The following is a 26450-nucleotide window of genomic DNA, read 5'->3' as shown; positions in this document are numbered from 1 at the left end:
CACGGTCGTCGGATGACCGCGTCAGCGGTCCACCCACCCGGACTATGCTGGCCCCAGTGACTCCGGCACGAGACGCGACACCATGACGAGCGGGATGTGGCTCAACCTCATCGCCTGCGCCGGGCTGCTCGCGCTCGCGGGCCTGGTGCTCGCGCGCGTCGGGCGCAACCCGCTCGCGCTGCCGCTGTCGCTCCTGTCCATCACCCTCTCCACCTGGAACATCACCAACTTCGAAATCGAGCGCTCGGGAGAGCCCGGCTGGAGGCTGGTCAGCTTCGCCGCCATGGTGATGACCCTCCCCAGCACCCTGCACTTCATCCTCACCTTCGTGGGACGACGCAGGCGCTCGGCCTGGGCCATGTACGGCACCTACGGCGTCATGGGCGCGCTCTCCCTGGTGCTGCTCGCCGCGCTCGGGGCCCCCACCCTGACCGCCCGGCTGTCCACCTGGCACATCGGCCTCATCTCCACCGTGCTCATCGCGCCGCCCCTGTGCGGAGGCTTCGCGCTGCTGGGCCTGCACCTGCGAGACGCCAAGCACCCCGATGAGCGAGCCCGCGCGGGGCTCGTCGTCGTAGGGCTGGGCCTGCTCGTGGGGATGATGTTGACGGAGTTCGCGGGGGAGCTGGACCTGTCGCAGGTGCCTCGGCTGGGCAACGTGGGGACGCTGCTGGGCCTCCCCATGATGACGCTGGCCGCGCTGCGCATCGGCCTCTTCGAGCGCGACGTGGGCGCCGAGGCCCCCTGGATGGCCCTGCTCGCCGTGCCCCTGGCGGGCGTGGGCGTGCTGGCCTACCTCGCCGTCTTCCGCCTCTTCGCCGCGCAGGTCAGCGTGCTCGTGGTGCTCACCACGGCCATCACCTTCGCGCTGCTCGCCGCCGCGCGCCGAGGCGTCACCGCCTTCGTCACCCGCGACGAGCGGATGAACCGCCTGGCCACCCTGGGCCGCTTCTCCGCGCAGATGGCGCACGACCTGAAGAACCCCATCGCCGCGCTGAAGGGCGCCGCGCAGTACCTCAAGGAAGAGCACGCGCGCGGCCAGTCCTGGGACCACCAGGGCGAGTTCCTGGACCTCATGCTGGAGCAGGTGGACCGGCTCGGGCGCGTGGTCGACACCTACCAGCGGATGGCGCGCGTGGAGCCCCGCCTCCACGCCGTGGACCTGGGCGGACTCGTCGAAGGGGTCCTGTCACTCCAGGCCTTCGCGAGCCCCGGCCAGACGACCATCCTCCGCGACCTGGAGCCGGGCCTCCCTCCGTGCGCCGCGGACGCGGACCTCTTGTCCAACGCCGTGGAGAACCTGGTGCTCAACGGCATCGAGGCCATGCCTCGGGGCGGCACCCTCACCGTGCGCACGCTGCGCGACGGCAAGGCCCTGGTGGTGGAGGTGGAGGACACCGGCGAGGGCATGGACGCGCGCACGAAGGAGCGGGCCTTCGACGACTTCTTCACCACCAAGGCCTCCGGGAGTGGCCTGGGGTTGGCATTCGTTCGCCGGGTGGTGGAGGCCCACGGAGGCACGGTGCGTCTGACAAGCCGGGAGGGACACGGTACGGTGGTGCGCCTGCGCCTGCCGGAAGCCGTCCCGCACGCCGGCAGTGGAATCGAAGGGGAGGCTGCGTGAGCGAGGCGTTGAAGGGGACCGTGCTGCTGGTGGACGACGACCCGGCCGTGGCCAAGGTGCTGGGCGCGCTGCTGGCCCAGGCCGGGTTGACGACCTACGCCGCCAAGGATGGCCAGGAGGCGCTCGCGCACCTGGAGCGAAAGCCCGTCGACGTCGTGGTGAGTGACGTGCGCATGCCCGGCATGGACGGCATGCGGCTCTTGACGGAGATCGCCCGGAACTGGCCCGACGTCCCCGTCATCCTGCTCACCGCGCATGGCACCGTGCCGCTGGCCGTGGAGGCGATGAAGGCGGGCGCCGCGGACTTCGTGCTCAAGCCCTTCGACCGGGAGGAGATTCTCTTCACCATCCGCAAGGCCCTGCTGCGAGCCCACGGCGACGAGGCGAACGAGCCCCTGCGCACCCCCAGCGCCTTCGTGGGGGGCAGCCGCCGGATGCAGGACGTGCAGGCGCTGCTGGCGAAGGCCGCCACGGGCATGGCCACCGTGCTGCTGCGCGGCGAGTCCGGCACGGGCAAGGAGCTGGCGGCGAAGGCGGTCCACGACGGCAGTCCTCGTCGCGCCGGGCCCTTCGTGAAGCTGCACTGCGCGGCGCTGCCGGACACGCTGCTGGAGAGCGAGCTGTTCGGCTACGAGAAGGGCGCCTTCACGGGAGCGGCCACGCGCAAGCCCGGCCGGGTGGAGCTGGCGCACGGGGGCACGCTGTTCCTCGATGAAATCGGCGACATCTCCCCCACCGTCCAGGTGAAGCTGCTGCGAGTCATCCAGGAGCGAGAGCTGGAGCGGCTCGGCGGCACCCAGACGCTGAAGGTGGACGTGCGCTTCGTCGCGGCGACCCACCAGCCCCTCGAGGACCTGGTGAAGCAGGGCCGCTTCCGCGAGGACCTCTTCTACCGCCTCAACGTGGTGCCGCTGTGGCTGCCCTCCCTGCGCGAGCGGCCGGAGGACATCGAGCCCCTGGCGCGGCACTTCCTGGACGTCCACGCGAAGACCAACGCCAAGCCGCCCTTCACCCTCACCGACGACGGCCTCGCGGTGCTCCAGGCCCAGCCCTGGCCCGGCAACGTGCGCCAGCTCCAGAACTTCCTGGAGCGCCTGGTCGTGCTCGCGGATGGACAGACGCTGACGGGCGAGGACGTGATGCGCGAACTGGCCCGCCAGCCAGGACTCACGAGCCCCGTCCCTCCCGCGTCCCACGCCGCCCCCGTGACCCCGGAGCCCGGAGCCCACGCGCCCAGCTCCGAGTCAGGGCGCACGCTGGAGTCCCAGCGCAAGGACATGGAGCGGCAGGCCATGGTGGACGCCTTGAAGCGCGCGGGGGACAACCGCACGCTCGCCGCGCGCCTGCTCGGCATCAGCCGCCGCACGCTCTACAACAAGCTGGAGGAGCACGGCCTGCTGTAGCGCCCGTGCGAGCGCGGCGTCACGCCCCCATGGCGGTCGCCGCCTCGCCCATCAGGGCCTCCAGCTCGTCGTGGAAGTCCTGGATGAGCACGCGAGGGTCCGGCACGCGGAGGACATCCGCGGCCACCCCCACCGTCACCTGTCCCGCGTAGCTGAAGAGGCTCACCCCCACGCCCAGCTGCGCCGCCTGGGGCACCCAGAAGGTGAGCTCGCGCAGCCGCACTCCCGCCAGGGACACCGGCTGACGAGGCCCCGGTACATTCGTCGCCACCAGGGACGCCTTCGAGCCCACGACATCCACGACCATCCGCTCGAGCGGCGCGGGCGTGTACCCCAGCAGCTCCAGCGCGCTGAACGTCACCACGGCCTCGGGTGATTTCTTCACCGCCGCCATGCGCCGAGCCACCTCACGCAGCCGCCGCCGAGGCGTCTCCGCGTGCAGCGGCAGCCGCAGGAACACCACCCCGAACCGGTTGCCCAGCTCCCGCGGCACGGGCTCGTCGAGGGGACGGAGGTTCACCGGCACCAGCGCGTGCATGTCCTCGGGAGGCACGTTGCGAGCCGTCAGGTAGCGCCGCAGCGCCCCCGAGAGCACCGCGAGCAGCACGTCGTTCACCGTCCCACCCAGCGCCTGCCCCGCCACCTTCACCCGCTCCAGCGGGATGGGCGTGGACCACGCGGCGCGCTTCCGCGGCCCCAGCGCTCCACGCAGCGGCGTGCGAGGGTCCGGCGGAATCACCATCAACTTCCCCAACGCCGCCGCGCCCAGCGCGCCCTGCCGCATCAGGTCTCCGGCCAGGATGGGCTCGGCCGCGAGCTCCGCGCCCTTGCGAAGCACCGTCCGCGCCGTGCCCGCCACCGCGAGGGCCCCGCGCATCCACCGCCCCAGCCCCGCCTCCGAGGTCCTCGGGCGCTCCCACGCGGGCTCTGGCGCCGCGGCCTGGACGCCGTCCCCATCGGTGAGCGTGAGCAGCACCCGCGCCAGGGCGATGCCGTCGGAGATGCAGTGGTGCAGCCGCGCCAGCAGCACGTCCCCGCCCTCGGCGCCCTCGAGCACGTGGACCTGCCACAGCGGACGCGAGCGCTCCAGCGGAGTGCTCATCCACTCGCTCACCAGCGCCTCCTGCGCGCCGCGGTCTCCCGGAGCGGGAACGCGCAGACGGACCAGGTGCGCGTCGAGGTCGAAGTCCTCCGCGTCCTCCCAGGACGGTGCCCCCAGCCGCCCCAGCACCACCCGCTGACGGAAGCGCGGATAGCGCTCCAGCAGGCGCGTGATGACCAGGCCGCGCAGACGCTCGAAGTCGAGCGTGCCCTCGAAGCCCAGCACGACGGTGATCATCATCAGGTTGGCGGGCGTCTCCATGTGGAACCAGAGCGCGTCCACGCTCGCCATCCGCTCCTGCGTCGCCATCGCCTCGAGTCCCTCCCGTCGCGCCCACCCGATGATGGCGCAAGGAGGGGCTCAGAAGAAGTTCCAACGCCACGTGCGCACGTCGGCGGGGTTCGCCATCTCCAGCTCGAAGCCCAGCGTGTCGTAGCGCTCGAACTCCCGCGAGTCCACGCGCAGGAGCGTCATGCCCGCGTGGTTCTGACCGCGCAGCGGCGACACCGTGAAGGACAGCTCCGCGTCGAAGGCCACCTTGTAGAAGAGGCAGAAGCCGTCCACGCGCCCCTCCTCCGTCACCGGCCGCTCGAAGCGGACGCGGTGCGGCAGGCCGTCCGCCGTCATCGTCTCCAGGTCGAAGGCGAAGACGGGCTCCGGCTCGCACAGCAGGTGGTCCACCTCGTACGAGCGCACCACGCGGGTGAAGTACGACGGGTTCATCGCCTCGCGCAGCGTCTGCAGGCAGCTGTAGTCCACGCTGGGGAAGCGCTGGCTCCAGATGAACGGGATGCACGCCTCGTCGCGAAGCTGCACCGGCTCCACGAAGACCTCGAAGCGGTTGGGCAGGATGCGGCCTCCGGGCTTGAGCAGCCGCGAGCGCAAGTCCAACATCCGAGGCACCAGCCCCGCGTCGAACAGCGCCTCCCCCAGCAGCTCGTGCAGCAGCACGTCCACCTTCTCCGGTGCCTGGAAGTTCCAGGGGTGCGCACGCACGAAGTCAATGTCTTCCAACCCATTGCGTCGCGCGACCCAGCGCGTCGTGTCGAGGAGGCGTGAGCCATCCACCGCGTACAGGTGCCGAGGGCGACGGGAGGCGGCCAGGAAGGTGCGCAGCCCCGTCCCCGAGCACACATCCATCACCACGTGCCCCGGCGTCACATAACGCTCACACGCCTTCTGCCACGCCAGCACCCGGGCGGGGTCCGCCAGCGCGGTGTCCTGGGGCATGGGGCTCGACAATGACAGACTGTCCGGCACCACGTTGCGCAAGGGAAGCTGCGAGACCAGGGGGAGGTGGCTCAAACGAGAACGCAGGTCCATCAATGCCTGCCGCGGCAGGTCGAGCAGATTGGGCATGACTTCCCCTGGAGGGGTGAGTCGGAGGTCCGCGCTCCGGCGCGCGCTCCGAACAGGGAATGCACATGATGCTGGAATTACAGACTAAGTCCCCATCCAGCGAAGGGGTAGGGTATGTGTCCCCGCTTGAACAGGGTCCGGGTCCAACATCAAACACAACACATCAGTGGGGAGCGGGCGCGGCGGAGTCGGGGTGCCCCGCATGGCGGGCGCGGCGCGTCAGCCAATCATGGAGAAAGGCACGCACGGCGGGGTGCTGGGATTCGCGGAACACCGACGGGGCGGAGTGTTCGACGATGCGCCCCTCGTGCAGCAGCGCCAGGGAGTCGCCGACCTGGAACGCGGTGGCCACATCCGGGGTGATGACGAGAGATGAGGCATTCAACTGTTGCTTGCCCGTGAGGATGACCTCCACGACGGACTGCGTCTTGAGGGGGTCCAGCCCCGCCGTGGGGTCGTCGTAGAGGAGGATGCGCGGCTCCATGACGATGGCGCGAGCGAACGCCGCGCGCTTGAGCATGCCTCCGGACAGCGCGGCGGGGAGCAGCGACGCGGACTCCTCCAGGCCCACCCAGGCCAGCACGCGCCGCACGCGCGAGCGCACCTCCCGCTCGGGGAGCCCCAGCCGCTCTCGCAGCGGGAAGGCCACGTTGTCCTCGACGCTGAGCGAGTCGAACAGGGCCCCACCCTGGAACAGGATGCCCAGCTTGCGGCGCACGCGCGCCAGTCCCACCGCGTCCAGGCGTGAGAGGTCCTCTCCCTCCACGCGCACCTGCCCCTGGTCCGGCGTCAGCAGCCCGTCCACGTGCTTCATCAACACCGTCTTGCCGGAGCCGGACACCCCCAGCAGCACGCAGGTGGAGCCCTCACGCACCACCAGGTCCACGCCGCGAAGCACCGGCTGCTCGCCGAACGACTTGTGCACGCCCACCAGCTCGATGACCGCGCGCGGCTCAGGCTTGCTCATGACTCGCCCCTGGACGCCGGCAGTGTCGCCGCGCGCATCCACCGCCGCGAGCCCCCTTCCAGTCCCAGGTCCTCGCTCCCCGCTCAACACAGCGGGGAGCGGGGCGCGCTCAGGAGCCCTGCTGAAGCTTCGCGCCGAACGCCTTCAGGCGCTCGCACGCCTTCGCCAGCTTCTCCTGGGGAATGGAGAAGACGGCGCGCACCCGCTCGGGGTCCGAGCACCACGGCCCTCCGTTGAGCACCACGTGCGTGTGCTCGTAGACGACGCGCGGCAGGTTCTCCGGCGTGAGCCGCACCCCCTCCACCACGCGGCCCAGCCAGGACGTCATGCGGGGTGCCAGGAAGAGTCCTCCCGCATCCCCCGCGTCCGAGGAGCGCCCATCCGCGGACAGGGCCTGGGCGAGCAGTTCCCGCTTCTCCGCCAGCTCGCGGCGCATCTTCGTCAGGAAGGTGCGCAGGGAGCGGTGCCTCGCCCCGTAGAGCAACTGTCCCTCCGGGCTGCGCACATAGGCCGCGTACAGGTACGCCGCCGCGCGCGCGGTGACCAGGTGCAGCACGCCAGGCCCCGCCTCTCGCACCGCCGCCGCCAGCGCCCTGTCGCGTGAGGCCAACCAGCCCACGCGCAGGCCCCCCGCGGCGAACTCCTTCGACAGTCCGCCCAGCACCACGGTGCGGGCCCCCACGCCCGGCACCGCGCCCTCCAGCGTCACCGGGCTGTGCACCGTCTCCGCCGTGGGGCTGGTGAGGTTCACCAGTCCGAAGATTTCATCGGACACCAGCAGGCACCGCTGCTCCACGACGTAGTTGGCCAGCGCCACCAGCTCCTCGCGCGCCACGTAGACGCCCGTGGGGTTCGACGGCTGGGAGATGACGACCGCGTCCGGCGCGCCCTGCCCTCTGCGCCCCAGCAGCTCCGCCAGCGTCCCCTGCTCCACCTGACATCCCGCGGAGACGAACGTCGGCGGCAGCACGCCGTAGCAAGGCGTCACCACGAAGACGCGAGGCACGCGGCCCAGGCGCCTGCGCAGCGCCACGCCGAAGTGGTGGATGAGCGGCCACACGCCCGGCGCCACCACCAGCTCCTCCGGCGAGTACCGCGCGGCGCGCGTCTCCAGGAGATAGGCGGCCACCGTCTCCGTTAGGCCCGTCTGGGCCTTGTCCTCGCGCGGCGCGGCGGCGGCGGCGATGAGGCCCTCCACCAGCGACTGCGGCAGCGGCCCTTCATTCTCGCCGTAGTCCAGCCGCACCAGCTCCGCGTCGTCCTCGCGGAACACCTTGGGCGCGAAGGCGGGGAAGCCCGACAGCGCGCGGATGCGGGACGAGCGCGGCAGCGGCGACACCGGCGAGCGCCGAGGCCCGGGAGGCTCCGGCTCCGCGAAGGAGATGCGGAAGGACAGCAGGTCCGAGAACGTGCGCTCGTAGAACCACTGCGCCAGCGTGCTGATGCGCGAGTACGTCACCTCCGCGGCGACCTCCAGGTCCGCGCGCAGCGGCTCCGGCACGGGCAACAGCAGCGTCAGCTCCAGGTCCGGCCACACCGCGTTCTTCACCAGGCCGTAGAGCACGACCAGGTTGGGCGCATAGGGCTCGCGCGCCAGGAACTCGAACAGCGTGAGCGGCTCCACCTCGCCGGTGATGTTGAAGAAGGCGCTCTCGTCCAGCACCACCCAGATGCCGCGCCGCCCCGCCTCCGCGATGATGTCGCGCAGCACGGAGAGGTTGGTGCGCTCGCCCTTCTCCACCGTGAGCAGCACCATCTTCACGTCGAACGCGGACAGCAGCCGGCGAATCTCCTCCAGCGTCGTGTGCGTCACCGTGGCGCGCACGCCCGCCTTCTCCAAGGCCCGCGCGTACAGCGGCTGCAGGTTGCGGGAGACGAGCACCTCGTCGCCCACGTCGCACGTGGCCATCAGCAGCGAGTACACCGCCTGCTCCCGCTCGGGCGCGACGAACAGCTCGTCCTGGCCCAGCCGCAGGCCGAAGTAGCGCTCCAGGTAGCGGACCAGTTGCCGACGGAAGGAGGCATCCCCCGCCTCGTGCGCGTACGGCAGCAAGGGCCCACTCGCCAGCCGCTTCGCGAGCGCCGCGACGAAGCCCAGCTGCTCGGGCGACGCGGCGCCCAGGTCCAGCTCCTCCTGGAGCGAGGCGATGCCCAGCTCACGCAGCGACTGGCGCAGGGCCAGCGTCTCGCGCGGGCGCGTCAGGTGAGCTTCCCAGACCGCCACCTCGTGCCACACCGCGTGCCCCGCCTGGAGCCAGCCCAGCGCGGTGGCCGCGCGCAAGGGCTCCGGGCTGCGCGCCTCCATGAAGAACTCGAACTCGCGCCCCGTGCGCTGCTCCAGCGCCACCAACGGGCGGATGTCCGTGTCCGCCGCCTGACGCACGCGCCTCGCCACGCGCACCCGCGTGGAGAAGCCGCGGCGGGTGAACATGCGGTCGATGATGGGGCGCCCCGGGCGTCCGGCCAGGTTGAGCAGCAGTCGGCCGGAGGGCGAGAGCCGCTCGGGGGCCTCGTCGAGCAGTCGCGCGATGAGGCCGAGACCGAAGTGGTCCTCGTAGACGTTCTGGAGCGTGCAGTAGTTGGACAGGTCATACAGCTCCTGCTCATCCGCCTGGGACAGCTCCTCGGGAAGCTCCTCCGTGCGCAGCACCTGGGGAATGCACCCCACCACGAAGTCCCAGCCGGGCTCCGCGGGCACGCCGCGCAAGAGGTCGCTCTCACCGAAGGACAGCCGGGAGACGAGGCTCTCGTCCCCGTTGAGCCACGCGTTGCAGCGGGCCACCACGGGCGAGTGCGGATTGAGGTCCGCGCCATGGACCTGTGACAGGCGCGTGAACTTCGCCAGCGCGATGCAGATCCACCCCGAGCCCGCGCCCACCTCCACCAGTCGCTTGCCGGCGTACTCATCCAACGGAACGCTGAGCAATCCCTCCAGGAAGGTATAGGCCCAGGACTCCGGCGCGAAGATGGAGGGCAACAGGAACAGCTCCAGCCGCTCCTGCGAGGCGCCCACCGCCACCGTCACCGTCACCAGCCGCAGCGGCGCGGACTCGGGCTGCTCCCGGGCCAGCTCCGCCAGCTCGCGCAGCTCCCCCTTCGCGCGGGCCCTGCGCTCCGGGTGGGTCAAATCCTCCGACAACGCGCGCAGGAGATGAAAGGCCTCTCGAGGAGACGACGGATAGGTCGGCATGGCGCGCGGGACTGTCCCGGGCCCATCGCCGGGTGTCAACGCGGACGTGGCGCACGGACGCAACCCTTTGGCGCCATGGCTCCAATCAAGAATCGGAGCCTCGGCCGTAATAGGGGGGTGTGTTGGGTGGGCAGTAACGGAAGGGACGGCTGGAAACGATGAAGTCGGTCACGCTCGTGGATAGACCCCGTGGTGGAGAGGGGGCACTGATGGAACTCAGCTTCTGGTCGCCGGGCAGCTCCGGCATGCAGGGCAGGATGAGCACGGTTCCCATTCGGAGCCGAGTCGTTCGGGACCCCGCGCGTGTTCGTTGGGAGTCGCAGCCGTGGCGCCGTCAGCTTCGCAATCCGGACGGATTCGAGGCGCGGGTGTCGCGCGCTCAACTGGTGGCCATGCTCCTCGCGGAGAACCTGGACGTGGACGCCGAGGTGGCGCGCTTCGCCGGTGCCGCGGAGGACCCGGAGCACCTCACCATCCTCCAGGTGCTGCGCTTCGCGGACCTGTTGACGCGGCGCATGCATCTGGCCGAGTCGGATGACCAGATGCTCCAACTCGGGCACCTGCGGCGCAACACCGAGGACCTGGCGGAGCGAATGATTGAGTGGACCAACAAGGACCGGCTCTAGCGCCGGCGGTTGACCAGTCGACAGTCTTGTCGGGCTCGACACGCCGGGTCGCGAGGGCGGACACACATGGGGGCAGGGGCTTGAAGTCCCCGCGCCCCATGCGCGCCGGGGCCGAGGTGATGGAGTCGTCGAACCGATAGCAAGGGGGGGACCGGTGGGGTGGCGGCAGGCGGACTGGCTTCGCCTCGCTGCTCCACCGGGGAAGCACCTGACGGCGTGAGCGGGCTCCTCCTGGAAGGCCCCGCGCCTGTTCCACCAAGACACGGGGAACACCCCACACGGTGCGCGCGAGCGCCTTGACAGGGGTGGAGGGGCGCTGCTCTCACGGGGGGATGGTTCCCTCGCTCGTTCTCGCCGCCGCGCTGGCCGCTGCTCCGGCGCCCCGCGCCGCCGCCTCCGCGCAGACCGTCGTGCATGTCCCCAAGCTGGATGCGCTGGCGGGGCTCACCGCCTTCCTGGAGCGCGCCGGTGCCCATGCGCCCTTGCTGCGGCCCACCGCGTGGCGCGCGGAGCTGCACCCGTTCCTCACCATCGACCCGACGAAGCCGGAGACCTTGAGCGCGGTCGGCCTGGACCCCACGGGGCCCGCCACGGTGTCGCTGCGCGCGGATGGCCGTGTGTCCTGCATGCGCGTGGCGGATGCCCAGGTGTTCCAGGCCCAGGCGGCCGAGGCCATCAGTGCGGCGGGAGGTGAAGCCTTCAAGCCCGCCACGTCGAAGGGTGTGACGACGGTGAGCTCGGAGCGCTCGGCGGGCGGGGCGATGGGCTACGCGCTGAAGGGCAAGGAGGTCTGCGCGTATGGGGCGACGGAGGGAGGCGGGCCCGCGCTGCTGAAGGAGGCGGTGAAGCTGGTGGGTAAGACGCCCGCGCCGGATGCGCGGCTGAGCAAGGTGGCGGGCGTGGCGTTCATCACCACGGGTGGCACGGTGGTGGGGCTGGATGGAACGGCGTCGGCGCTGAAGGCGGATGGGACGGCGACGAAGCTGCCGCTGCCTCCGTTCCAGACCCAGGCGGCCAGTCCTTATGCCTCCATGAAGCCGGAGGGCCTGTTGTTCTCACGCGTGGCGGTGGCGCCCGCGGGGCTGCCGCAGGCCGTGGCGTCGCTGCGCGCGAACATCCAGGCGCTGTGCCCCGCGTGTCCCAAGGAGCAGGTGCGCACGACGGCGGACGCCGTGACGAAGCAGCTCACGGGGAACATGTTGGTGAACATGAGCAACGTGCAGGTGCGTGGCTCGCTGAAGGCACCGGAGGCGCGCTTCTTCGCGGTGAAGCAGGCGCTGGTGGCGGAGGTGAAGGACGCGGCGGCGATGAAGCAGGCGCTGGCGCCGCTGGGCACGCTGCCGGGGGCGAAGGTGCTGGAGGATGGCTGGGCGTTGACGGTGAAGGGCGGGAGCGTGCTGGTGAAGTTGAAGGGCAAGCACCTGGTGGTGGGCAACGACGAGGCGGTGACGCGGACGACGATGGCCGCGCTGCCGGAAGCACAGGCGAAGCTCGAGCGCGCGGTGGACTTCACGCTGGACCCGAAGCTGCTGGCGCGAGGCCTGTCCCAGGTGTCGCTGACGGATGTGCTGTCGGACGAGCAGCTCGCCGCGATGTTCGCGGTCAGCTCCGAGCTGGGCCCGCTGCTCTCGCGCAGTGAGCGCATCACCGGCTGGATGGAGAGCGTGCCCGGCGGGGCACATCGCTTCTTCCTCGACTGGACGCTGCCCGCTTCGCGGTAGCGCTGCGCGAGCCGAGCCCGACAGGGCCACATCGACTGAACGCTGCCCGCGGCTCGCCAGGTCTCGCGGAGGAGACTAAGCGGGACGCTCCTGCCGCCAGCGCCGGGCCTCGCGCTCGGCGCGCTCCTCACGCGTCTGGAGCAGCGCCATCCCGCGCTGCACGTCATCGGCATCCAGCGTCCCCGCCAGACGTCCCTCCATGTCGACCACCGCGAGCAACGGCACCGCGCTCTCCCCCATGTGCTGAAGCGCGCGCCAGCCGTTCTCCTCCGTCGACACCACAGACAGCGGATGCATCACCTCGCGCGCCGTCCTCGACAGTCGCTCCGCGTCCGGCACCCCGCGCACCTCCTCCACGCCCACCCACCCCACCGGCCTCCCCTCGTCCGTCACCGGCAGCGCCACGCGCCGCTCGCGACGCAAGTCCCACAGCGCCTGCTCCAGCGACGCCTGCACCTCCACGCCCGAGATTCGCGGCGTCATCAACTCCACCACCCTCACCCGCTCCAGCACCGCCTTCATCCGCGCCTGCCGCGCCTCGCCCTCCGCGCCCATGAAGATGAAGAACGCAATCACCAGCAGGAAGGGATTGAGCGTCACCAGTCCCCACACGGCGAACAGCACCGCGAAGCCTCTTCCCACCAGTGACGCCACGCGCGTCGCGCGCACGACGCCCAGCCTCCCCACCAGCAGCGCCCGCAGAATCCGCCCCCCATCCATCGGGAACGCGGGCAGCAGATTGAACAAGCCCAGGAAGAGATTCAGACCCGCCAGATAGAAACACGCGAACTGGAGATGGAACGAGCGCGTGCCCGCCGCGGCCATCGCCATGAGCCCGAAGACTCCCGCCAACGCCAGACTCGCCAGCGGCCCCACCAACGCCATCAGCGCTTCATCCCGAGGCCGAGGCGGCGGCTCCGACAACTCCGACACACCGCCCACCATCATCAGCGTGATCGACCGCACCTTCCCGCCCCGGCTCAGCGCGTACAGCGTGTGCGCCAGCTCATGGACGAGAATCGACACGAACAGCACCACCGCCACACCCAGCCCCCACAGCACCGGCGCCATGCCCGTCAGCTGCGCGGTGGGAATGTTCGCCACCTCCGCCGCCCTCCGGAACGCGCCGCTGAAGAGATACGCCAGCAACGGCAATACCAGCAGCAGCGAAACATGCACCCGGATGGGAATGCCGCGCAGCGAGCCCACCTTCCACGCACCTCGCGTCTCGCGCATCGTCGCCTCCCGCCTTCGTCCAACCTCCGTCCCACCTCCCCTCGGTGCACGGTGCCAGGGTCGACGCGTTCGTCCGCCCGGCCCCTGAGTGTCCGCTCCCGAGCCATCCAGCTGTCCACCCCCGAGCACCCCGCCGCTCCACCACGCGCGCCCCACCCTTCCGCGGCTACCGTACCCCCGCCCGGTCACCGGCCGGTTCCCCCTCTACCGGAGGCTCCATGCGTACCCCGTTCAGCTACGTCCGCGAGGCCTGGAAGGTGGCCCGCGCGCTGCGGGACCCCTACCGTCTCCAGGACATCCTCGACGTGGCCCGGCTGCTCGCGCCCCCATCCACCATGCGCAAGCTGGTGGACCGGCTGATGCAATCGCCCACCACCGCGCAGGCCTTCGTGGAACGGCCTCGCGTGGGGAAGCTGGCGCTCGACACGCTCCAGTCATTGCCGGAAGGAACGCTCGGCCGCGCCTTCGCCGACCACCTGAAGGACAACGGCCTGGACCCCTCCAAGCTCCCCAACCTCCAGGCCCACACCCACGAGGACTACGTCCGGGCCCACCTGCTGGAGTCCCATGACATCTGGCATGTGCTCACCGGCTTCCGCTCCGACGTGGCCGGGGAGCTGGGCATCCAGGCCTTCAGCCTGGCCCAGGTCGGCAGCCCCTTCGCGCTGGGCATCCTCGCCGGGGGCCTGACGAACACCCTGCTCTACGCCTTCGCCGAGCGCGACGTGCGCATGCAGGCCATCACCCGAGGCTGGGTGCTGGGCCACATGGCCCTGCCCGTGTTCGGCGCCCCGTGGCGCGACATGTGGGAACACCCCCTGGAGGAGGTCCGCCAGCGCTTCGGCCTGGACCTGGACGCGGTGGACGCCGTGCTCCCGGCACTCGCGCCCCCGGTGCGGACACACGCCGCTCGCCGCGTCGCGGCGTGACTCAAGCCGGACAGCGCGCGGGCGCCCCAATCATGCTAGACGGGCGCCCCATGGACGAGACCTCCGAGAAGGACCCCCTCCGCGCACGCCTCCACGAGCTGGAGAAGCAGGCCGAGCTGGGTGGCGGTGCCGACCGCATCGCCAAGCAGCACGAGGCCGGCAAGCTCACCGCCCGCGAGCGCATCGACCTGCTCCTCGACCCCGGCTCCTTCTGCGAGCTGGACAAGTTCGTCACCCACCGGTCCACCGACTTCGGCATGGGCGACAAGAAGATTCCCGGCGACGGCGTCGTCACCGGCTACGGCACCGTCGAAGGCCGCCAGGTCTTCGTCTTCGCCCAGGACTTCACCGTCTTCGGCGGCTCGCTGTCCGGCGCCTATGCCCAGAAGATCTGCAAGATCATGGACATGGCCACCCGCGTGGGCGCGCCGGTCATCGGGCTGAATGACTCCGGCGGCGCGCGCATCCAGGAAGGCGTGGAGAGCCTGGCGGGCTACGCGGACATCTTCCTGCGCAACACCCTGGCCTCCGGCGTGGTGCCCCAGATTTCGCTCATCATGGGTCCGTGCGCGGGCGGCGCGGTGTACTCGCCCGCCATCACCGACTTCATCATGATGGTGAAGGACACCTCGTACATGTTCATCACCGGCCCCGACGTCATCAAGACGGTGACGCACGAGGAGGTGTCCAAGGAAGCCCTGGGCGGCGCGCTGACGCACAACCAGAAGTCCGGCGTGGCGCACTTCGCCGCGGAGAACGAGCAGGCCGCCATCGTCATGACGCGCGAGCTGCTCTCGTTCCTGCCCTCCAACAACCAGGAGGACCCGCCCGTCCAGCCCAGCGACGACGACGTGTTCCGGGCCGAGGAGTCCCTCAAGACCATCGTCCCGAACAACCCCAACAAGCCCTACGACATCAAGGACATCGTCAAGGCCGTCGTCGACAACAAGCACTTCTTCGAGGTGCAGGAACACTACGCGCGCAACATCGTCGTCGGCTTCGCGCGCATGAACGGCAAGAGCGTGGGCATCGTCGCCAACCAGCCCGCGGTGCTCGCCGGCGTGCTGGACATCGACGCCAGCGTGAAGGCCGCGCGCTTCGTGCGCTTCTGCGACTGCTTCAACATCCCGCTCATCACCTTCGTGGACGTGCCCGGCTTCCTCCCCGGCACGGACCAGGAATGGGGCGGCATCATCACCCACGGCGCCAAGCTGCTCTACGCCTTCGCCGAGGCCACCGTCCCCAAGATCACCATCATCACGCGCAAGGCCTACGGCGGCGCGTACGACGTGATGGCGTCCAAGCACATCCGCGCGGACATCAACTACGCCTACCCCACCGCGGAAATCGCCGTCATGGGGCCCGAGGGCGCCGTCAACATCATCTTCCGCAACGAGCTGCTCAAGGCCAAGGACGCCACCGCCGAGCGCACGAAGCTGGTGAATGACTACCGCGAGAAGTTCGCCAACCCGTTCAAGGCGGCGGAGCTGGGCTACATCGACGAGGTCATCCGCCCCGAGGAGACCCGCATCAAGGTCATCCGCGCGCTGGAGATGCTGAAGGACAAGCGGCAGGAGAACCCGCCTCGCAAGCACGGCAACATTCCGCTGTAGCCGTCGCACCTCATCCGTTCGACACCGCACTCCCTGGGCTGGAGGGCGGGCAGGCTCGCGCCGCACGGGAAATTCTCGTGCGGCGCGCGGGCTTTCTGGGGACCAGGAAAGGAACCCCTCTTGCCCCACCGCCGACTTCTCCTGTTCATCGCCGACGTCGAAGGAAACCTCACCGCCGTGCGCCAGACGCTCCAGCGCGTCTGCGAGTCCGCGGCGTTGCCCACGCCCGAGGTGAAGTGGGTGGAGTCTCCCCCGGAGGGCCTGAGCGACGGGGGCTGGCACGCCGCCGAGCTCGCCCTGCCCCCCGCCCCCGGACGCAAGTCCCGCAAGTCCCAGCAGCCCTTCCTGGAGGAGCAGCTGGACGCGATGACGCAGGCGCTCGCACAGGACTTCCAGGAGCGCGCGCTGGGGGTCTTCGTGGACCGCGAGCACAGCTACGCGCGCACGTGCACCAGCGGCCCGGGCAAGCCCGCCAAGGCCGTGGAGGGCGAGGTGCTGGACGTCGTGCGCCAGGCCGCTCGGTGGCTGGACGTGGAAACGGGCCTGTTGGCCCGGATGCTGGGCGGAGGCGACACCGCGCGCAACCTCCTGGCCGCGGCGGTGGACTTCGGGGGGGAGGCGGCGGCCCCCGCGCGCCCGCCGGAGCCGGACGAGGATGACCGCTTCGTGGAGGCCAAGCTCGCGCAGGCCCGGGTCTACATGCAGCAGTACTTGAGCGCGCGGAAGTAGCGGGCCCGCGTTCCCGCGAAGGCGTGGGGGCCCGTATCAACCCAGGCAAACCGGTGCGGCCCGTGGTAGACGGGCGCCCATGCCCAAGATCCGCAAAGTGCTCGTCGCCAACCGCGGCGAGATCGCCATCCGGGTGATGCGCACCTGCAAGGAGCTCGGCATCGCCACCGTGGCGGTGTACTCGGAGGCGGACCGCTCCGCGCTGCATGTCCGCACCGCGGACCAGGCCTTCTTCGTGGGGCCCCCGCCCTCCCGCGAGAGCTACCTGGTCCAGGAGCGCATCCTCGAGGCCGCGAAGCAGTCCGGCGCGGATGCCATCCATCCCGGCTACGGCTTCCTCTCCGAGAACGCCTCCTTCGTGCGCGCCTGCGAGGCCGCCGGCATCACCTTCATCGGCCCGCCCGCCTCCGCCATGGACGCCATGGGCGAGAAGACCCGCGCGCGCGCCAACATGATCAAGGCGGGCGTGCCCGTCGTCCCCGGCACCACCGAGCCCATCGCCACCGAGGCCGAGGCCCGCGACTACGCCCAGAAGATTGGCTTCCCCGTCATGCTCAAGGCCGCGGGCGGCGGCGGCGGCAAGGGCATGCGCCGCGTCGAGGGACTCGCCGACTTCGAGTCCGCCTGGCGCTCCGCCAAGAGCGAGGCCCTCAACGCCTTCGGCAACGACGCCGTCTACATCGAGAAGTATCTCGAGAAGCCGCACCACGTGGAGATCCAGGTGTTCGCCGACTCGCACGGCAACGTCATCCACCTGAACGAGCGCGAGTGCTCCGCGCAGCGCCGCCACCAGAAGGTGGTGGAGGAGACGCCCAGCCCCATCCTCACGCCGGAGATGCGCGCGAAGATGGGCGAGGTCGCCGTGAAGGCGGCCAAGGCCGTCAACTACGTGGGCGCGGGCACGGTGGAGTTCCTGGTCGACGTGCACCGCAACTTCTACTTCCTGGAGATGAACACCCGCCTCCAGGTGGAGCACCCCGTGACGGAGTGGGTGACGGGCCTGGACCTGGTCGCCCTGCAAATCAAGGTCGCCGAGGGCGAGAAGCTCCCCCTGCTCCAGGCGCCCACGCCCAACGGCCACTCCATCGAAGTGCGCGTGTACGCGGAGGACCCGTCGCGCAACTTCATGCCCAGCCCCGGCAAGATCACCTACCTGCGCGTGCCGGGCGGCCCCAACGTGCGCGACGACTCGGGCGTGTTCCCCGGGTACACGGTGCCCAACTTCTACGACCCGATGATCTCCAAGCTGTCCGTGTGGGCCCCCACGCGGCAGGAGGCGATTGCCCGGGCCCAGCGCGCGCTGGGGGAGTACGTGGTGAAGGGCATCACCACCAACATCCGCTACCTGAAGGCGATTCTGGCCCACCCGGAGTTCGTCGGTGGCGACTACGACACGGGCTTCCTCGGCCGCGAGCACACGCCGCTGCAAGGCGTGGAGGACCCGAAGCTGACGGACATGGCCCTGCTGGCCGGCGCCGTCCACGCGTACCAGCGCGATGCGAAGCGCGCGAAGACGCTGCCCGGAGCCAAGGCCGGCGCGTCCGACGCGGCGAACCAGGGCCGCATCAGCCCGTGGCGCCTGGCGCTGCGCTCGCGCCGCCGCTAACCCCCGCGAACCTCACGAGACTTCCATGCGCTATTTCACGAAGCAGCAGGGACAGAAGGAAGCGGTGCCGGTGGACCTGGAGCCGCTGGGCGGTGACCGGTTCAAGCTGACCGTCAACGGCGTCACCTACCAGGTGGACGCGCTGGCGCTCGAGCACGGCACCATGAGCATGCTGGTGGACGGCCAGTCCTACAGCGCCGAGTTCGAGGAGAACGGCGACGAGGTCGGCGTGCTCCTGCGCGGCCAGGTGAACCGCTTCGACATCGCGGACGAGCGCCGGCTGCGGCTGCGCGCGGGCACCGCCGCCTTCAGCGTGGAGGGCAAGCAGCTCATCACCGCGCCCATGCCCGGCAAGGTGGTGAAGGTGCTGGTGAAGGTGGGCGACGAGGTGAAGGAGGGCCAGGGCCTCGTCGTGGTGGAGGCCATGAAGATGGAGAACGAGCTCAAGAGCCCCAAGGCGGGCAAGGTGACGGAGCTGTTCGCCAAGGAAGGCACCGCCGTCGAGAACAACGCGAAGCTCGTCGTCGTCGAGTAGCCCCCCCGGCCGTCGGCGGCGCGCCACCCACATGCGCGCCGCCGCACCGGGAGAATCTCCCGTTGTGACTCCCGTTGAAACTGCATCTCAGCTACAATTGCACTCCTCCAACCCGAGCTGTCTCACCGAGGAGAGCACCATGCGAAGCGGAATGAAGAAGTCGCTGTGGCTGGCGGGCGCGCTGTGGCTGGCGGGCTGTGGCGGCACCGAGGCCCCCACCGCGCCAGAGGACTCCGCCGTGCTGGGCGAGTCCCAGTCGGCCCTCGAGTACGACGAGAACCTCCACTGCCTCGTGCGCACCTCGTCGGTCCGCTGCAGCAGCGGCATGAACATGTACTCGTACTGGAGCCCGACGATGAACTCCTGGTTCATCGACCGGAACGTCTGCAGCCGCCACGGCGGCCCGGTCATCTGTCCGTTCTAGGACCTTCCGCGCACTCCACGTGCGCACCAGGCTCCCGCACGCGGTCCTAGTTTGTTTGCCTGCAAACCACATGGCAGACTCGCGCGCCATGAAGGTCATTCGTCGAAGACTCGCGCTCATGGCCCTGGGCGCGACCCTCTCGGCGTGCGCCACGCGGCCCGCGCCACCGGTCCAGCACTACAGCCTGGGAATGTCCCGCGCGGACTTCCGGGACTACGGGGGAGCGAAGTCCAACCCCTGTGACGCGGAGCAGCGCTGGCTGTCGGACGAGCTGACGGCGGTCAACGGCCTGCTCGCGCGCTTCGTCGACGGCACGGACAAGCTGGGCAACCCCAACTCGGTGGACCATGCGCGGCAGGTGGAGCTGCTGAAGGAAGCGCAGCGCACGCTGCCCCCCGTGCTGGACGTCCACGAGAGCAACCTGCGGGGACTCGCGACGTGTGGCTTCAAGAGCAAGGGCGCCTTCCCGGAGATTTCGCGCCGAGGCGGCGAGCTCACGAAGGAGGCGCGCGGCCGGCTGGCGGAGGCGGACGGCGTCCTCGCCAAGGCGGCCCTGCGCGCGGCCCAGGGCAAGTGGAAGGACGACTCGCTCCAGCGAGAGTCCACCGCGCGGGGCACGTGGTGCACGGAGACGCCCAAGGTGGGCGAGGCCACGGTGTACTTCGCGCGCCAGGGGCTCGACGGCGGCACGGAGTGGTTCTTCTGTGACGGCTCGCGGGTGGAGCAGCGCGCCGGGACGGAGCCCGCCTTCGTGGAGCCCGAGGGGCTCAAGCCGCAGGACCGCCGCCGCATCAAGCCGCCGCGCTACCTGGAGGCCGCGGTGAGCTTCCCGGCCGAGGAAATCGACCGGGCCCCGGACGGTTCGGCCCCGAAGAGCGCCGCGCCGACGCCCTGACGTTCTAAAGTCCTGGGACCATTGGCCCCCCCCGCCCCACGGCCGGGGGGCCCTCAGCCCAGGGCCTGACCTCATGCGACACGCCACCCTCGTCGCCCTCCTAATGCTCGTCTCGGTGCCCGCGCTCGCGGCGAAGCGAGAGGGCACCTGCGAGGTGCGCGTGACGGGAGGCGTGCAGCTCACCTTCACGGGCAAGGGAGGCACCCAGGCGGCGGCGTCGGACCACTGGATGTCGCGCGAGGAGCGGCGCCAGATGTTCGAGAAGCTCTATGCGCGCGCGGAGAAGGACCCGGCCCGGCGCAAGCTCGGCGTGGAGCAGCAGATGGGCCCCGATGGCCTCATGTCCGGCCCGCTGACCGTGCACTGCATCACCGCCGCGGGACCGATGGCGGCCAGCTTCAGCATCTTCGCCGGGCCGAAGAACAGCCTGGAGTCCGTCCCCTTCAAGCCGGGCACCTATCCGCTCGTCTCGCTGGAGGAGAAGCCGGGGGAGCTCGGCGTGTCGCTGCGGCTCAAGGGCATCAACTACAAACTCTCCGCGCCCGGCGTGCTCGTGCTCACCCGGTTCGACGGCGGCGGCGTGGTGGGCACGTTCCAGTTCACCGCCCGGACGAACATCGCCGAGAACCGGGCGAAGGCCGTCATGCGCAACGTCCACGTCACCGGCAGCTTCGACCTCCCCTGCCTCATGAAGAGCCGCGTCTGCTCGAAGTGAGCCGGAAAGGTTGGCCTTCCAGCACGGCGGTCCTCGCATCGTTGAGCGCAGGACGTGGGTGCGGCGGCATCGAAGTTCGCGGCGCCATCGGGGACTGCTAGGGTCCGGCGCCGCTCACGTATCCCCCCGCTTCTGCGGCACATGAGGTCCCTCGGATGGAGATGCTCTGCACCTTGCGCAGCCTCACGGAAGCGCAGCGCGACGCCCTGCTTCAGGCCCCTCAACGCCTGGAGGAGTTCCTCGACGACGAGGAGGACTTTGGAGACCCCAAGGGCGGCGCCTTCCTGGAGCTGGACATCGGCGAGGCCTGGCACGGGCTCCAGTACCTGCTCACGGGCACGCCGTGGGAGGGCAAGGCGCCCCTGGACTTCCTGGTGCGCGGCGGCATCGAGGCGGGCGACATCCCGTCCGACGAAGGCACCGCGCGCATCCTCGAGCCCGCGCAGGTGAAGGCACTGTCCGTCGCGCTGCGAGAGGTGAGCGAGGACACGCTGCGCCGCCGCTATGACCCGGCGGAGATGCAGGCCCAGGACATCTACCCCGGCACGTGGGAGGAGCCGCTCGACGACACGGACCCGCTGGAGGAGCTCGTCTCCTACTTCGAGGAGCTCCAGAAGTTCGTCGGCCAGGTGACCCGGCGCGGGGCCGCGCTGCTGGTGCACATCGGCTGAGGCGCGGTCAGCCCATCACCACGTCGCGCCCCAGCTTCAGCACCAGGGCGACGACCACCAGCAGCACCACCTTGCGCACCAGCTTGTCGCCGCCCTTCACGGCCAGGTGCGCGCCCAGCCAGGCGCCGGTGAACTGGGCCGCGGCCATGGGCAGCGCCACCTTCCAGATGACCACGCCCTTGAGGGCGAAGAGGGACACGGACGCCAGGTTGGAGGCGAAGTTCACCACCTTCGCGTCGGCGGAGGCGCGCGCCAGCCCGTGCCCCAGCAGCGTGGAGAAGGCGACGATGAGGAAGGTGCCCGTCCCCGGGCCGAAGAACCCGTCGTAGGTGCCGATGGCCAGCGCGATGAAGCCGCCGATGGCCTGGGCGCGCGGCACGGGCGTGGGCTCGGGGCGCTCGCTGGGAGGCGGGGCGCGGCGGAAGGCCAGGAACACCGCCACCGCGATGAGCAGCACGAGCACCAGCGGCTTGAGCACCTCGGGCTTCACGAGCATCACCAGGGCGGCGCCAGCGAACGCGCCCGCGAGGCTCAGCGGAAACGTCACCTTCGCGAGCCGCCGGTCCACCAGCCCCGCGCGCGAGAAGCGGACCAGCGCGGCGAAGGAGCCGAAGACGGACTGGCCCTTGTTGGTGCCCAGCGCGATGTGAGGAGGAAGCCCCGTCGCGAGCAGCGCGGGCAAGGTGATGAGGCCGCCGCCTCCCGCGATGGCGTCCACGACACCGGCAATCAACGCGGCGATGCAGAGCAGGACAAGGTGCTGCGCACTGACGTCCACCAGAAGGTCCACGGAGGGCTCCCTCGACTCGAGCGGCGCCTGGGTACCACGCCCCGCGCGGGCCGTCGCGCCTGCCTGCTTCTTGCGTCACCCCGTTCCTTGGGCCTCAATGCGCCCTCAGGATTCCCTGCTTCCGAGGTCACCATGTTCGCCTCCCTCGTCACCGTGCTGGCGCTGTCGCTGGCGTCGGTCCCGCCCTCGCAGGACCCCACCGCGCCGACGTGCCGGTCGATGAACAGCCAGGTGTCGTGCGGGTATGGGTGCAAGTCGGACTCGAACCGGGTGCGGTGCGCGCAGACGCCGCAGGGGCGCTGCCAGGTGATGGATGGGCAGGCGGTGTGCTTCGACCCGCCGGCGTACGTGGTGAAGGCGTATGGCGCGGCGCTTCCGGAGTCGGAGTGCAAGGCCATCGATGGCGTGGTGGCGTGTGGCTACAACTGCGCGACGCAGCCGGGCCGGGTGAAGTGCGCGAAGTCGCCCGCGGGGGTGTGCCGAGGCCGAGGGGGCGAGGTGGAGTGCTTCGACCCGCCGGCGGTGGTGTTCGCGGTGTACGGCAAGGACACGCCCAAGGCGGACTGCCGGACCAACGGGGCGGAGCTGACGTGTGGTTACGGCTGTCTGACGGTGCCGGAGGGTGTGCGCTGCAGCAAGACGCCGATGGGCGTGTGCAAGATGTCGAGCGGGCGCATCACCTGTTTCGACCCGTCTCCGGCGGCGATGTGTGCGTGGAAGCGGGCGTTGCCGGCGCCGGAGTGTCGCAACACGGAGTCGGGGCCGGTGTGTGGCTATGGGTGCACGGCCGCTTTCACGAAGGCGGCGTGTGCGGCGACGCCTTCCGGGCTTTGCAAGGTGTTCGACAGCGAGGTGTTCTGCTTCGACCCTCCGGCGGAGCAGACCGCGGATGCGGCCTGTCTGTCGGTGTTGGGGTTGGCCACGCTCGACGGCACGGCGCCCTGATACCCCGGATGAGACACGCGGCCAGTCGTCCCCTTTGACCGGTCCAGGGAGAGCGGTAGGGTTCTGCCTTCTCGCATCTCGAACGGAGCAGTGCCGCGCATGGCGGAGGGTGAGGTCCGTCAATACTGGGTCCGCAACGATAGGGGGACCCTCTGGGGGCCTCTCACCCTGCCGACCATCGAGCTGCTCATCGACAGCGGCGCCATCAAAGGGAAGCTCCAGGTCTCCCATGATGGGTTGAACTTCGCGTTCCCCTGGAGGTTCCCCGAGGCGCGAGACGCCTTCCCGAGAGAACTCTGGGGTGACGGAGCCCCCGCCGCGGGCCCCTCGCCAGCGGGAGCACCGGGCACGGCGCCACAGGCGAGCCCTGGTGGTGCGCCGATGGCGGGCCCAGGCATGGCGCCCATGGCGGGTCCTGGTGTGCCGATGGCGGGCCCAGGCATGGCGCCCATGGCGGGTCCTGGTGTGCCGATGGCGGGCCCAGGCATGACGCCCATGGCGGGTCCTGGTGTGCCGATGGCGGGCCCAGGCATGGCGCCCATGGCGGGTCCTGGTGTGCCGATGGCGGGCCCAGGCATGGCGCCGACCGCTGGTCCCCGCTCGGCACCACAAGCAGGTCCTGGTGGTGTGCCGATGGCAGGTCCAGGCATGGCGCCCACCGCAGGCCCTCGTGCAGCACCGCAGGCAGGTCCTGGTGGCGTGCCAATGGCGGGCCCAGGCATGGCGCCCACCGCAGGCCCTCGTGCAGCACCGCAGGCAGGCCCTGGTGGTGTGCCGATGGCAGGTCCAGGCATGGCGCCGACCGCAGGCCCCCGCGCAGCACCACAGGCGGGTCCTGGTGGCGTGCCGATGGCAGGCCCAGGCACGGCTCCCATGTCCGGTCCCGGTGGCGTGCCGATGGCGGGCCCAGGCATCGCGCCCACCGCGGGCCCCCGCGCAGCACCGCAAGCGGGTCCTGGTGGCGTGCCGATGGCGGGCCCAGGCATCGCGCCCGCCGGTGGTCCCCGCGCGGCACCGCAAGCAGGACCTGGCGGTGTCCCCATGACGGGCCCTGGCGTAGCGCCGATGGCCGGTCCAGGTGGAGCACCGGGCACGGGACCAGGGGGTGCGCCCACGGCCAACCCAGGCACCGCCCCGATGGCGGGGCCCGGCGCGGTCGCGCGAGGAGCACCAGGCACCGTGCCGACAGCAGGTCCCGGAGTCCGGCCCGGAGATCCTCGCGTCCCAGGCAACCCGGCGCACATCGCCCAGCAGGGCGCGCGTCCCGGCGTTCCAGGCCCGGGCCCCACGGGCGTCGCCGGAGCCCCAGGGCATTCCTCCGCGCCAGGAGCACCACAGCCAGCAGGAGCTCGCCCCACCGGAGCACCGGGAGCAGGCGTCGCCGCGACGGGAGCCACCGCGCATGCGGGCATCCCCCCCACTGGCGCACGCCCCGCCGGAGCCCCAGGTGCCGCGCAAGTTCCACCCGGCGGAGTCAGCCCTCAACCAGGCGCCCCCCAGGCCCCGGTGGTCCCGACCGCGACGGCCCCCGTGGCAGCCGTGGCGACAGAAGGCTCGCCCTACGCGATGCCCCCGCAGGGCCAGCTCGACCAGACCTCACCACTGAACCTCTACGGTCGAATCGCCTCCGCGGAGCAGACGGGCCTCCTCACGCTCACCCTCCCGGACCGGGTCACCCAGATTCACTTCCGCAAGGGCAACCCGGAGTTCGTCGACTCCACGCATGCGGAGGACGCGCTCGGAACCTCGCTCATGGGCGCGAAGCTGCTCGTCCCCGAGCAGCTCCAGCAAGCCGAAGCCGCAAAGAACCGCTTCGGTGGGGACCTGCTCGCGGCGCTCTTCGGCCTGGGCCTCCTGCAACCCGCCAGCGCCTTCGCCATCCTCGCGCAGCGAGCAGCCAGCATCCTGTTCAAGGGCCTCCGCGCGGAGACCGGCACCTTCACCTTCGAGCTCCGTGACCTCGCGGGCAACAAGGCCATGCCGCTCGGAAACCGGTGGGCCGTGCTCAGCGACACCGTGCGGCGCATGCCCTCCGCGGACATCAAGCGCCGGCTCATGCCCGTGCTCCAACTGCCCATCATGAAGTCGGGCGGAATGGTCCCCGCGAGCGACCTGCGCCTCACCCCCCACGAGGTCCGAGCCCTCACCGTCATCGACGGCGTGCGCTCTGTCTCGCAGCTCCTCAACGACTTCCCGCAGGACACCGACCACCTCCTGCGCCTCGCCTTCCTCCTGCGCGAGCTCGATGCGGTGTCCTTCGCCGCGGTGTCGCCCTCGGCGGCCACGGTGCACTCGGGCCCGACGGTGGAAGCCCCCACCGCACAAGCCGTGGCCTCCGCGAGCCCCCAGGCAGCAACACGCCCAGGCCCCCCACCCGGCGCCAACACCACCGCGACAGCGGCGCCTCCAGGAGCCGCAGCCGCGAGGCCCGGAAACCCGCCTGGTGCCCCGACCGCCGGCCCCGCAACCCCCGGCAACCCACCCGGAGCCACGGCCGCGCGCCCCGGAAATCCCCCCGGAGCCGCCGCACCGCGCCCCGGAGCCCCTGCGGCCACCCGTCCCGGAAATCCCCCCGGAGCCCCTGCGGCCACTCGCCCCGGCAACCCACCTGGAGCCCCTGCTGCCGCCCGCCCCGGCAACCCACCCGGAGCCCCTGCGCCCACGGTCGCCGCCCCCCCTGGCGCCGACGAGATTCCAGCGCTGCGCACCCTCGCCACGGCGATGAAGCAGCAGACCCACTTCCAGCGGCTGGGGCTGACCGAGCAAGCGGACAGCAGCGCCGTGAAGGTCGCCTACTTCCGTCTGGCCAAGCAGTACCACCCGGACACGCTGCCCCCGGGAGCCCCACCGGAGCTCGAGAAGCTCAAGGCCGAGGTCTTCGCCTACGTCGGGGATGCCTACCGCATGCTGTCCGACGACAAGAGCCGCGCCGCCTACCTCGAGGAGCTCAAGAGCGGGGGCGCTGGCAGCGAGGTGGACGTCAACGCCATCCTCATGGCCGAGGAGCTCTTCCAGAAGGCGTGCATTCTCGTGAAGGCGCGCAAGTTCCCCGAGGCCGTGAAGATGTTGAACGAAGCCATCCAGCTCAACGCGGAGGAGGCCGAGTTCTACGCCTGGCGGGGCTACGCCCGTTTCTTCACGGTGGCGGACAAGAAGGCGGCGCAGCCGGAGGCCTTCCGGGAAATCCAGAACGCCATCCGACGAAACGAGCGCTGCGCGCCTGCCCACTACTTCCTCGGGGTGATTGCGAAGCTGACGGGGGACGCGACGGGGGCACTCAAGCACTTCAAGCGCACCGTCGAGCTTCAGCCAGACCACATCGACGCGCAGCGGGAGATTCGCATGGCGGCCCAGAAGAAGTAGGGTGCGC

At 70.7% G+C, this 26450-nt stretch carries 21 protein-coding genes; 15 read left to right on the top strand and 6 right to left on the bottom strand.

The genetic code is table 11. The features are described 5' to 3' along the window. Positions 1-82: 82 nt before the first annotated feature. Both MYSTI_RS05825 and MYSTI_RS05820 read left to right on the top strand, forming a co-directional pair. On the top strand, positions 83-1624 hold the full coding sequence (locus MYSTI_RS05825; protein WP_015346782.1) for a sensor histidine kinase: 1542 nt from the start codon (positions 83-85) through the stop codon (positions 1622-1624). After that, positions 1621-3027 (top strand): sigma-54-dependent transcriptional regulator, encoded by a 1407-nt coding sequence (locus MYSTI_RS05820; RefSeq protein ID WP_015346781.1) that lies wholly within the window; start codon positions 1621-1623, stop codon positions 3025-3027. Before MYSTI_RS05825 ends, MYSTI_RS05820 begins: the two co-directional genes overlap by 4 nt. Before the next feature lie 19 nt (positions 3028-3046). Here the strand turns inward: MYSTI_RS05820 and MYSTI_RS05815 are convergent, their stop codons facing one another. The 4 genes from MYSTI_RS05815 to MYSTI_RS05800 form a co-directional block, all read right to left on the bottom strand. Continuing rightward, positions 3047-4438 (bottom strand): WS/DGAT/MGAT family O-acyltransferase, encoded by a 1392-nt coding sequence (locus MYSTI_RS05815; protein ID WP_015346780.1) that lies wholly within the window; start codon positions 4436-4438, stop codon positions 3047-3049. A gap of 51 nt (positions 4439-4489) precedes the next feature. Then, complete coding sequence (locus tag MYSTI_RS05810; protein ID WP_015346779.1) at positions 4490-5488, bottom strand: SAM-dependent methyltransferase; 999 nt, start codon at positions 5486-5488, stop codon at positions 4490-4492. A 163-nt stretch (positions 5489-5651) separates the two neighbouring features. Then, positions 5652-6455 carry an ABC transporter ATP-binding protein gene (locus MYSTI_RS05805; protein ID WP_015346778.1) on the bottom strand — a complete coding sequence of 268 codons (804 nt, stop codon included), beginning with the start codon at positions 6453-6455 and terminating at the stop codon, positions 5652-5654. Positions 6456-6564: 109 nt separating this feature from the next. Continuing rightward, on the bottom strand, positions 6565-9645 hold the full coding sequence (locus MYSTI_RS05800; protein ID WP_015346777.1) for an aminotransferase class I/II-fold pyridoxal phosphate-dependent enzyme: 3081 nt from the start codon (positions 9643-9645) through the stop codon (positions 6565-6567). A 209-nt stretch (positions 9646-9854) separates the two neighbouring features. Here MYSTI_RS05800 and MYSTI_RS05795 point away from each other — a divergent pair, with 209 nt between their 5' ends. Continuing rightward, a complete protein-coding gene (locus tag MYSTI_RS05795) occupies positions 9855-10271 on the top strand; it encodes a hypothetical protein (protein WP_015346776.1) in 417 nt (138 codons plus the stop codon). A 332-nt stretch (positions 10272-10603) separates the two neighbouring features. Beyond that, positions 10604-11992 carry a hypothetical protein gene (locus tag MYSTI_RS05790; RefSeq protein ID WP_015346775.1) on the top strand — a complete coding sequence of 463 codons (1389 nt, stop codon included), beginning with the start codon at positions 10604-10606 and terminating at the stop codon, positions 11990-11992. Between the two features lie 75 nt (positions 11993-12067). Here the strand turns inward: MYSTI_RS05790 and MYSTI_RS05785 are convergent, their stop codons facing one another. Next, a complete protein-coding gene (locus MYSTI_RS05785) occupies positions 12068-13228 on the bottom strand; it encodes a site-2 protease family protein (RefSeq protein WP_015346774.1) in 1161 nt (386 codons plus the stop codon). A gap of 218 nt (positions 13229-13446) precedes the next feature. Here MYSTI_RS05785 and MYSTI_RS05780 point away from each other — a divergent pair, with 218 nt between their 5' ends. The 9 genes from MYSTI_RS05780 (at position 13447) to MYSTI_RS05740 (ending at position 21345) form a co-directional block, all read left to right on the top strand. Continuing rightward, a complete protein-coding gene (locus tag MYSTI_RS05780) occupies positions 13447-14157 on the top strand; it encodes a Coq4 family protein (protein ID WP_015346773.1) in 711 nt (236 codons plus the stop codon). Positions 14158-14207: 50 nt separating this feature from the next. Beyond that, positions 14208-15770, top strand: a complete 1563-nt coding sequence (locus MYSTI_RS05775) for an acyl-CoA carboxylase subunit beta (protein WP_044278962.1) — start codon at positions 14208-14210, stop codon at positions 15768-15770. 120 nt (positions 15771-15890) lie between these two features. Then, positions 15891-16499: a hypothetical protein gene (locus MYSTI_RS05770; RefSeq protein WP_015346771.1), complete on the top strand. Its 609-nt coding sequence runs from the start codon at positions 15891-15893 to the stop codon at positions 16497-16499. Between the two features lie 79 nt (positions 16500-16578). Next, positions 16579-18105 carry an acetyl-CoA carboxylase biotin carboxylase subunit gene (gene accC, locus MYSTI_RS05765; RefSeq protein ID WP_015346770.1) on the top strand — a complete coding sequence of 509 codons (1527 nt, stop codon included), beginning with the start codon at positions 16579-16581 and terminating at the stop codon, positions 18103-18105. A gap of 25 nt (positions 18106-18130) precedes the next feature. Continuing rightward, on the top strand, positions 18131-18640 hold the full coding sequence (locus tag MYSTI_RS05760; RefSeq protein ID WP_015346769.1) for a biotin/lipoyl-containing protein: 510 nt from the start codon (positions 18131-18133) through the stop codon (positions 18638-18640). 139 nt (positions 18641-18779) lie between these two features. Beyond that, positions 18780-19064: a hypothetical protein gene (locus MYSTI_RS42575; protein ID WP_015346768.1), complete on the top strand. Its 285-nt coding sequence runs from the start codon at positions 18780-18782 to the stop codon at positions 19062-19064. Positions 19065-19152: 88 nt separating this feature from the next. Then, positions 19153-19959 (top strand): hypothetical protein, encoded by an 807-nt coding sequence (locus MYSTI_RS05750; protein ID WP_015346767.1) that lies wholly within the window; start codon positions 19153-19155, stop codon positions 19957-19959. A gap of 103 nt (positions 19960-20062) precedes the next feature. After that, entirely contained in the window at positions 20063-20674 is a 612-nt protein-coding gene (locus tag MYSTI_RS05745; protein WP_044278960.1) for a hypothetical protein, read from the top strand. 155 nt (positions 20675-20829) lie between these two features. Next, positions 20830-21345 (top strand): YfbM family protein, encoded by a 516-nt coding sequence (locus tag MYSTI_RS05740; RefSeq protein WP_015346765.1) that lies wholly within the window; start codon positions 20830-20832, stop codon positions 21343-21345. A 7-nt stretch (positions 21346-21352) separates the two neighbouring features. Here MYSTI_RS05740 and MYSTI_RS05735 read toward each other — a convergent pair whose 3' ends face one another. Further along, entirely contained in the window at positions 21353-22135 is a 783-nt protein-coding gene (locus MYSTI_RS05735; RefSeq protein WP_015346764.1) for a TSUP family transporter, read from the bottom strand. A 132-nt stretch (positions 22136-22267) separates the two neighbouring features. Here MYSTI_RS05735 and MYSTI_RS05730 point away from each other — a divergent pair, with 132 nt between their 5' ends. Then, a complete protein-coding gene (locus MYSTI_RS05730; protein WP_015346763.1) occupies positions 22268-23080 on the top strand; it encodes a hypothetical protein in 813 nt (270 codons plus the stop codon). 1530 nt (positions 23081-24610) lie between these two features. Further along, positions 24611-26443 (top strand): J domain-containing protein, encoded by a 1833-nt coding sequence (locus tag MYSTI_RS05725; protein WP_044283116.1) that lies wholly within the window; start codon positions 24611-24613, stop codon positions 26441-26443. Positions 26444-26450: the final 7 nt, after the last annotated feature.

Origin of the sequence: Myxococcus stipitatus DSM 14675, from assembly GCF_000331735.1 — a bacterium.
In the GTDB taxonomy this organism is placed as follows: Bacteria; Myxococcota; Myxococcia; order Myxococcales; family Myxococcaceae; genus Myxococcus; species Myxococcus stipitatus.
This window is presented reverse-complemented; position numbering and strand designations above follow the sequence as displayed.

Coding starts and splice junctions, on each gene's coding strand:
- MYSTI_RS05745 (WP_044278960.1), top strand. CDS start 20,063: ATGCTCGTCTCGGTGCCCGCGCTCGCGGCGAAGCGAGAGGGCACCTGC.
- MYSTI_RS05800 (WP_015346777.1), bottom strand. CDS start 9,645: ATGCCGACCTATCCGTCGTCTCCTCGAGAGGCCTTTCATCTCCTGCGC.
- MYSTI_RS05730 (WP_015346763.1), top strand. CDS start 22,268: ATGTTCGCCTCCCTCGTCACCGTGCTGGCGCTGTCGCTGGCGTCGGTC.
- MYSTI_RS05740 (WP_015346765.1), top strand. CDS start 20,830: ATGGAGATGCTCTGCACCTTGCGCAGCCTCACGGAAGCGCAGCGCGAC.
- MYSTI_RS05775 (WP_044278962.1), top strand. CDS start 14,208: ATGGACGAGACCTCCGAGAAGGACCCCCTCCGCGCACGCCTCCACGAG.
- MYSTI_RS05760 (WP_015346769.1), top strand. CDS start 18,131: ATGCGCTATTTCACGAAGCAGCAGGGACAGAAGGAAGCGGTGCCGGTG.
- MYSTI_RS05815 (WP_015346780.1), bottom strand. CDS start 4,438: ATGGCGACGCAGGAGCGGATGGCGAGCGTGGACGCGCTCTGGTTCCAC.
- MYSTI_RS05810 (WP_015346779.1), bottom strand. CDS start 5,488: ATGCCCAATCTGCTCGACCTGCCGCGGCAGGCATTGATGGACCTGCGT.
- MYSTI_RS42575 (WP_015346768.1), top strand. CDS start 18,780: ATGCGAAGCGGAATGAAGAAGTCGCTGTGGCTGGCGGGCGCGCTGTGG.
- MYSTI_RS05785 (WP_015346774.1), bottom strand. CDS start 13,228: ATGCGCGAGACGCGAGGTGCGTGGAAGGTGGGCTCGCTGCGCGGCATT.
- MYSTI_RS05795 (WP_015346776.1), top strand. CDS start 9,855: ATGGAACTCAGCTTCTGGTCGCCGGGCAGCTCCGGCATGCAGGGCAGG.
- MYSTI_RS05750 (WP_015346767.1), top strand. CDS start 19,153: ATGAAGGTCATTCGTCGAAGACTCGCGCTCATGGCCCTGGGCGCGACC.
- accC (WP_015346770.1), top strand. CDS start 16,579: ATGCCCAAGATCCGCAAAGTGCTCGTCGCCAACCGCGGCGAGATCGCC.
- MYSTI_RS05805 (WP_015346778.1), bottom strand. CDS start 6,455: ATGAGCAAGCCTGAGCCGCGCGCGGTCATCGAGCTGGTGGGCGTGCAC.
- MYSTI_RS05780 (WP_015346773.1), top strand. CDS start 13,447: ATGCGTACCCCGTTCAGCTACGTCCGCGAGGCCTGGAAGGTGGCCCGC.
- MYSTI_RS05790 (WP_015346775.1), top strand. CDS start 10,604: ATGGTTCCCTCGCTCGTTCTCGCCGCCGCGCTGGCCGCTGCTCCGGCG.
- MYSTI_RS05825 (WP_015346782.1), top strand. CDS start 83: ATGACGAGCGGGATGTGGCTCAACCTCATCGCCTGCGCCGGGCTGCTC.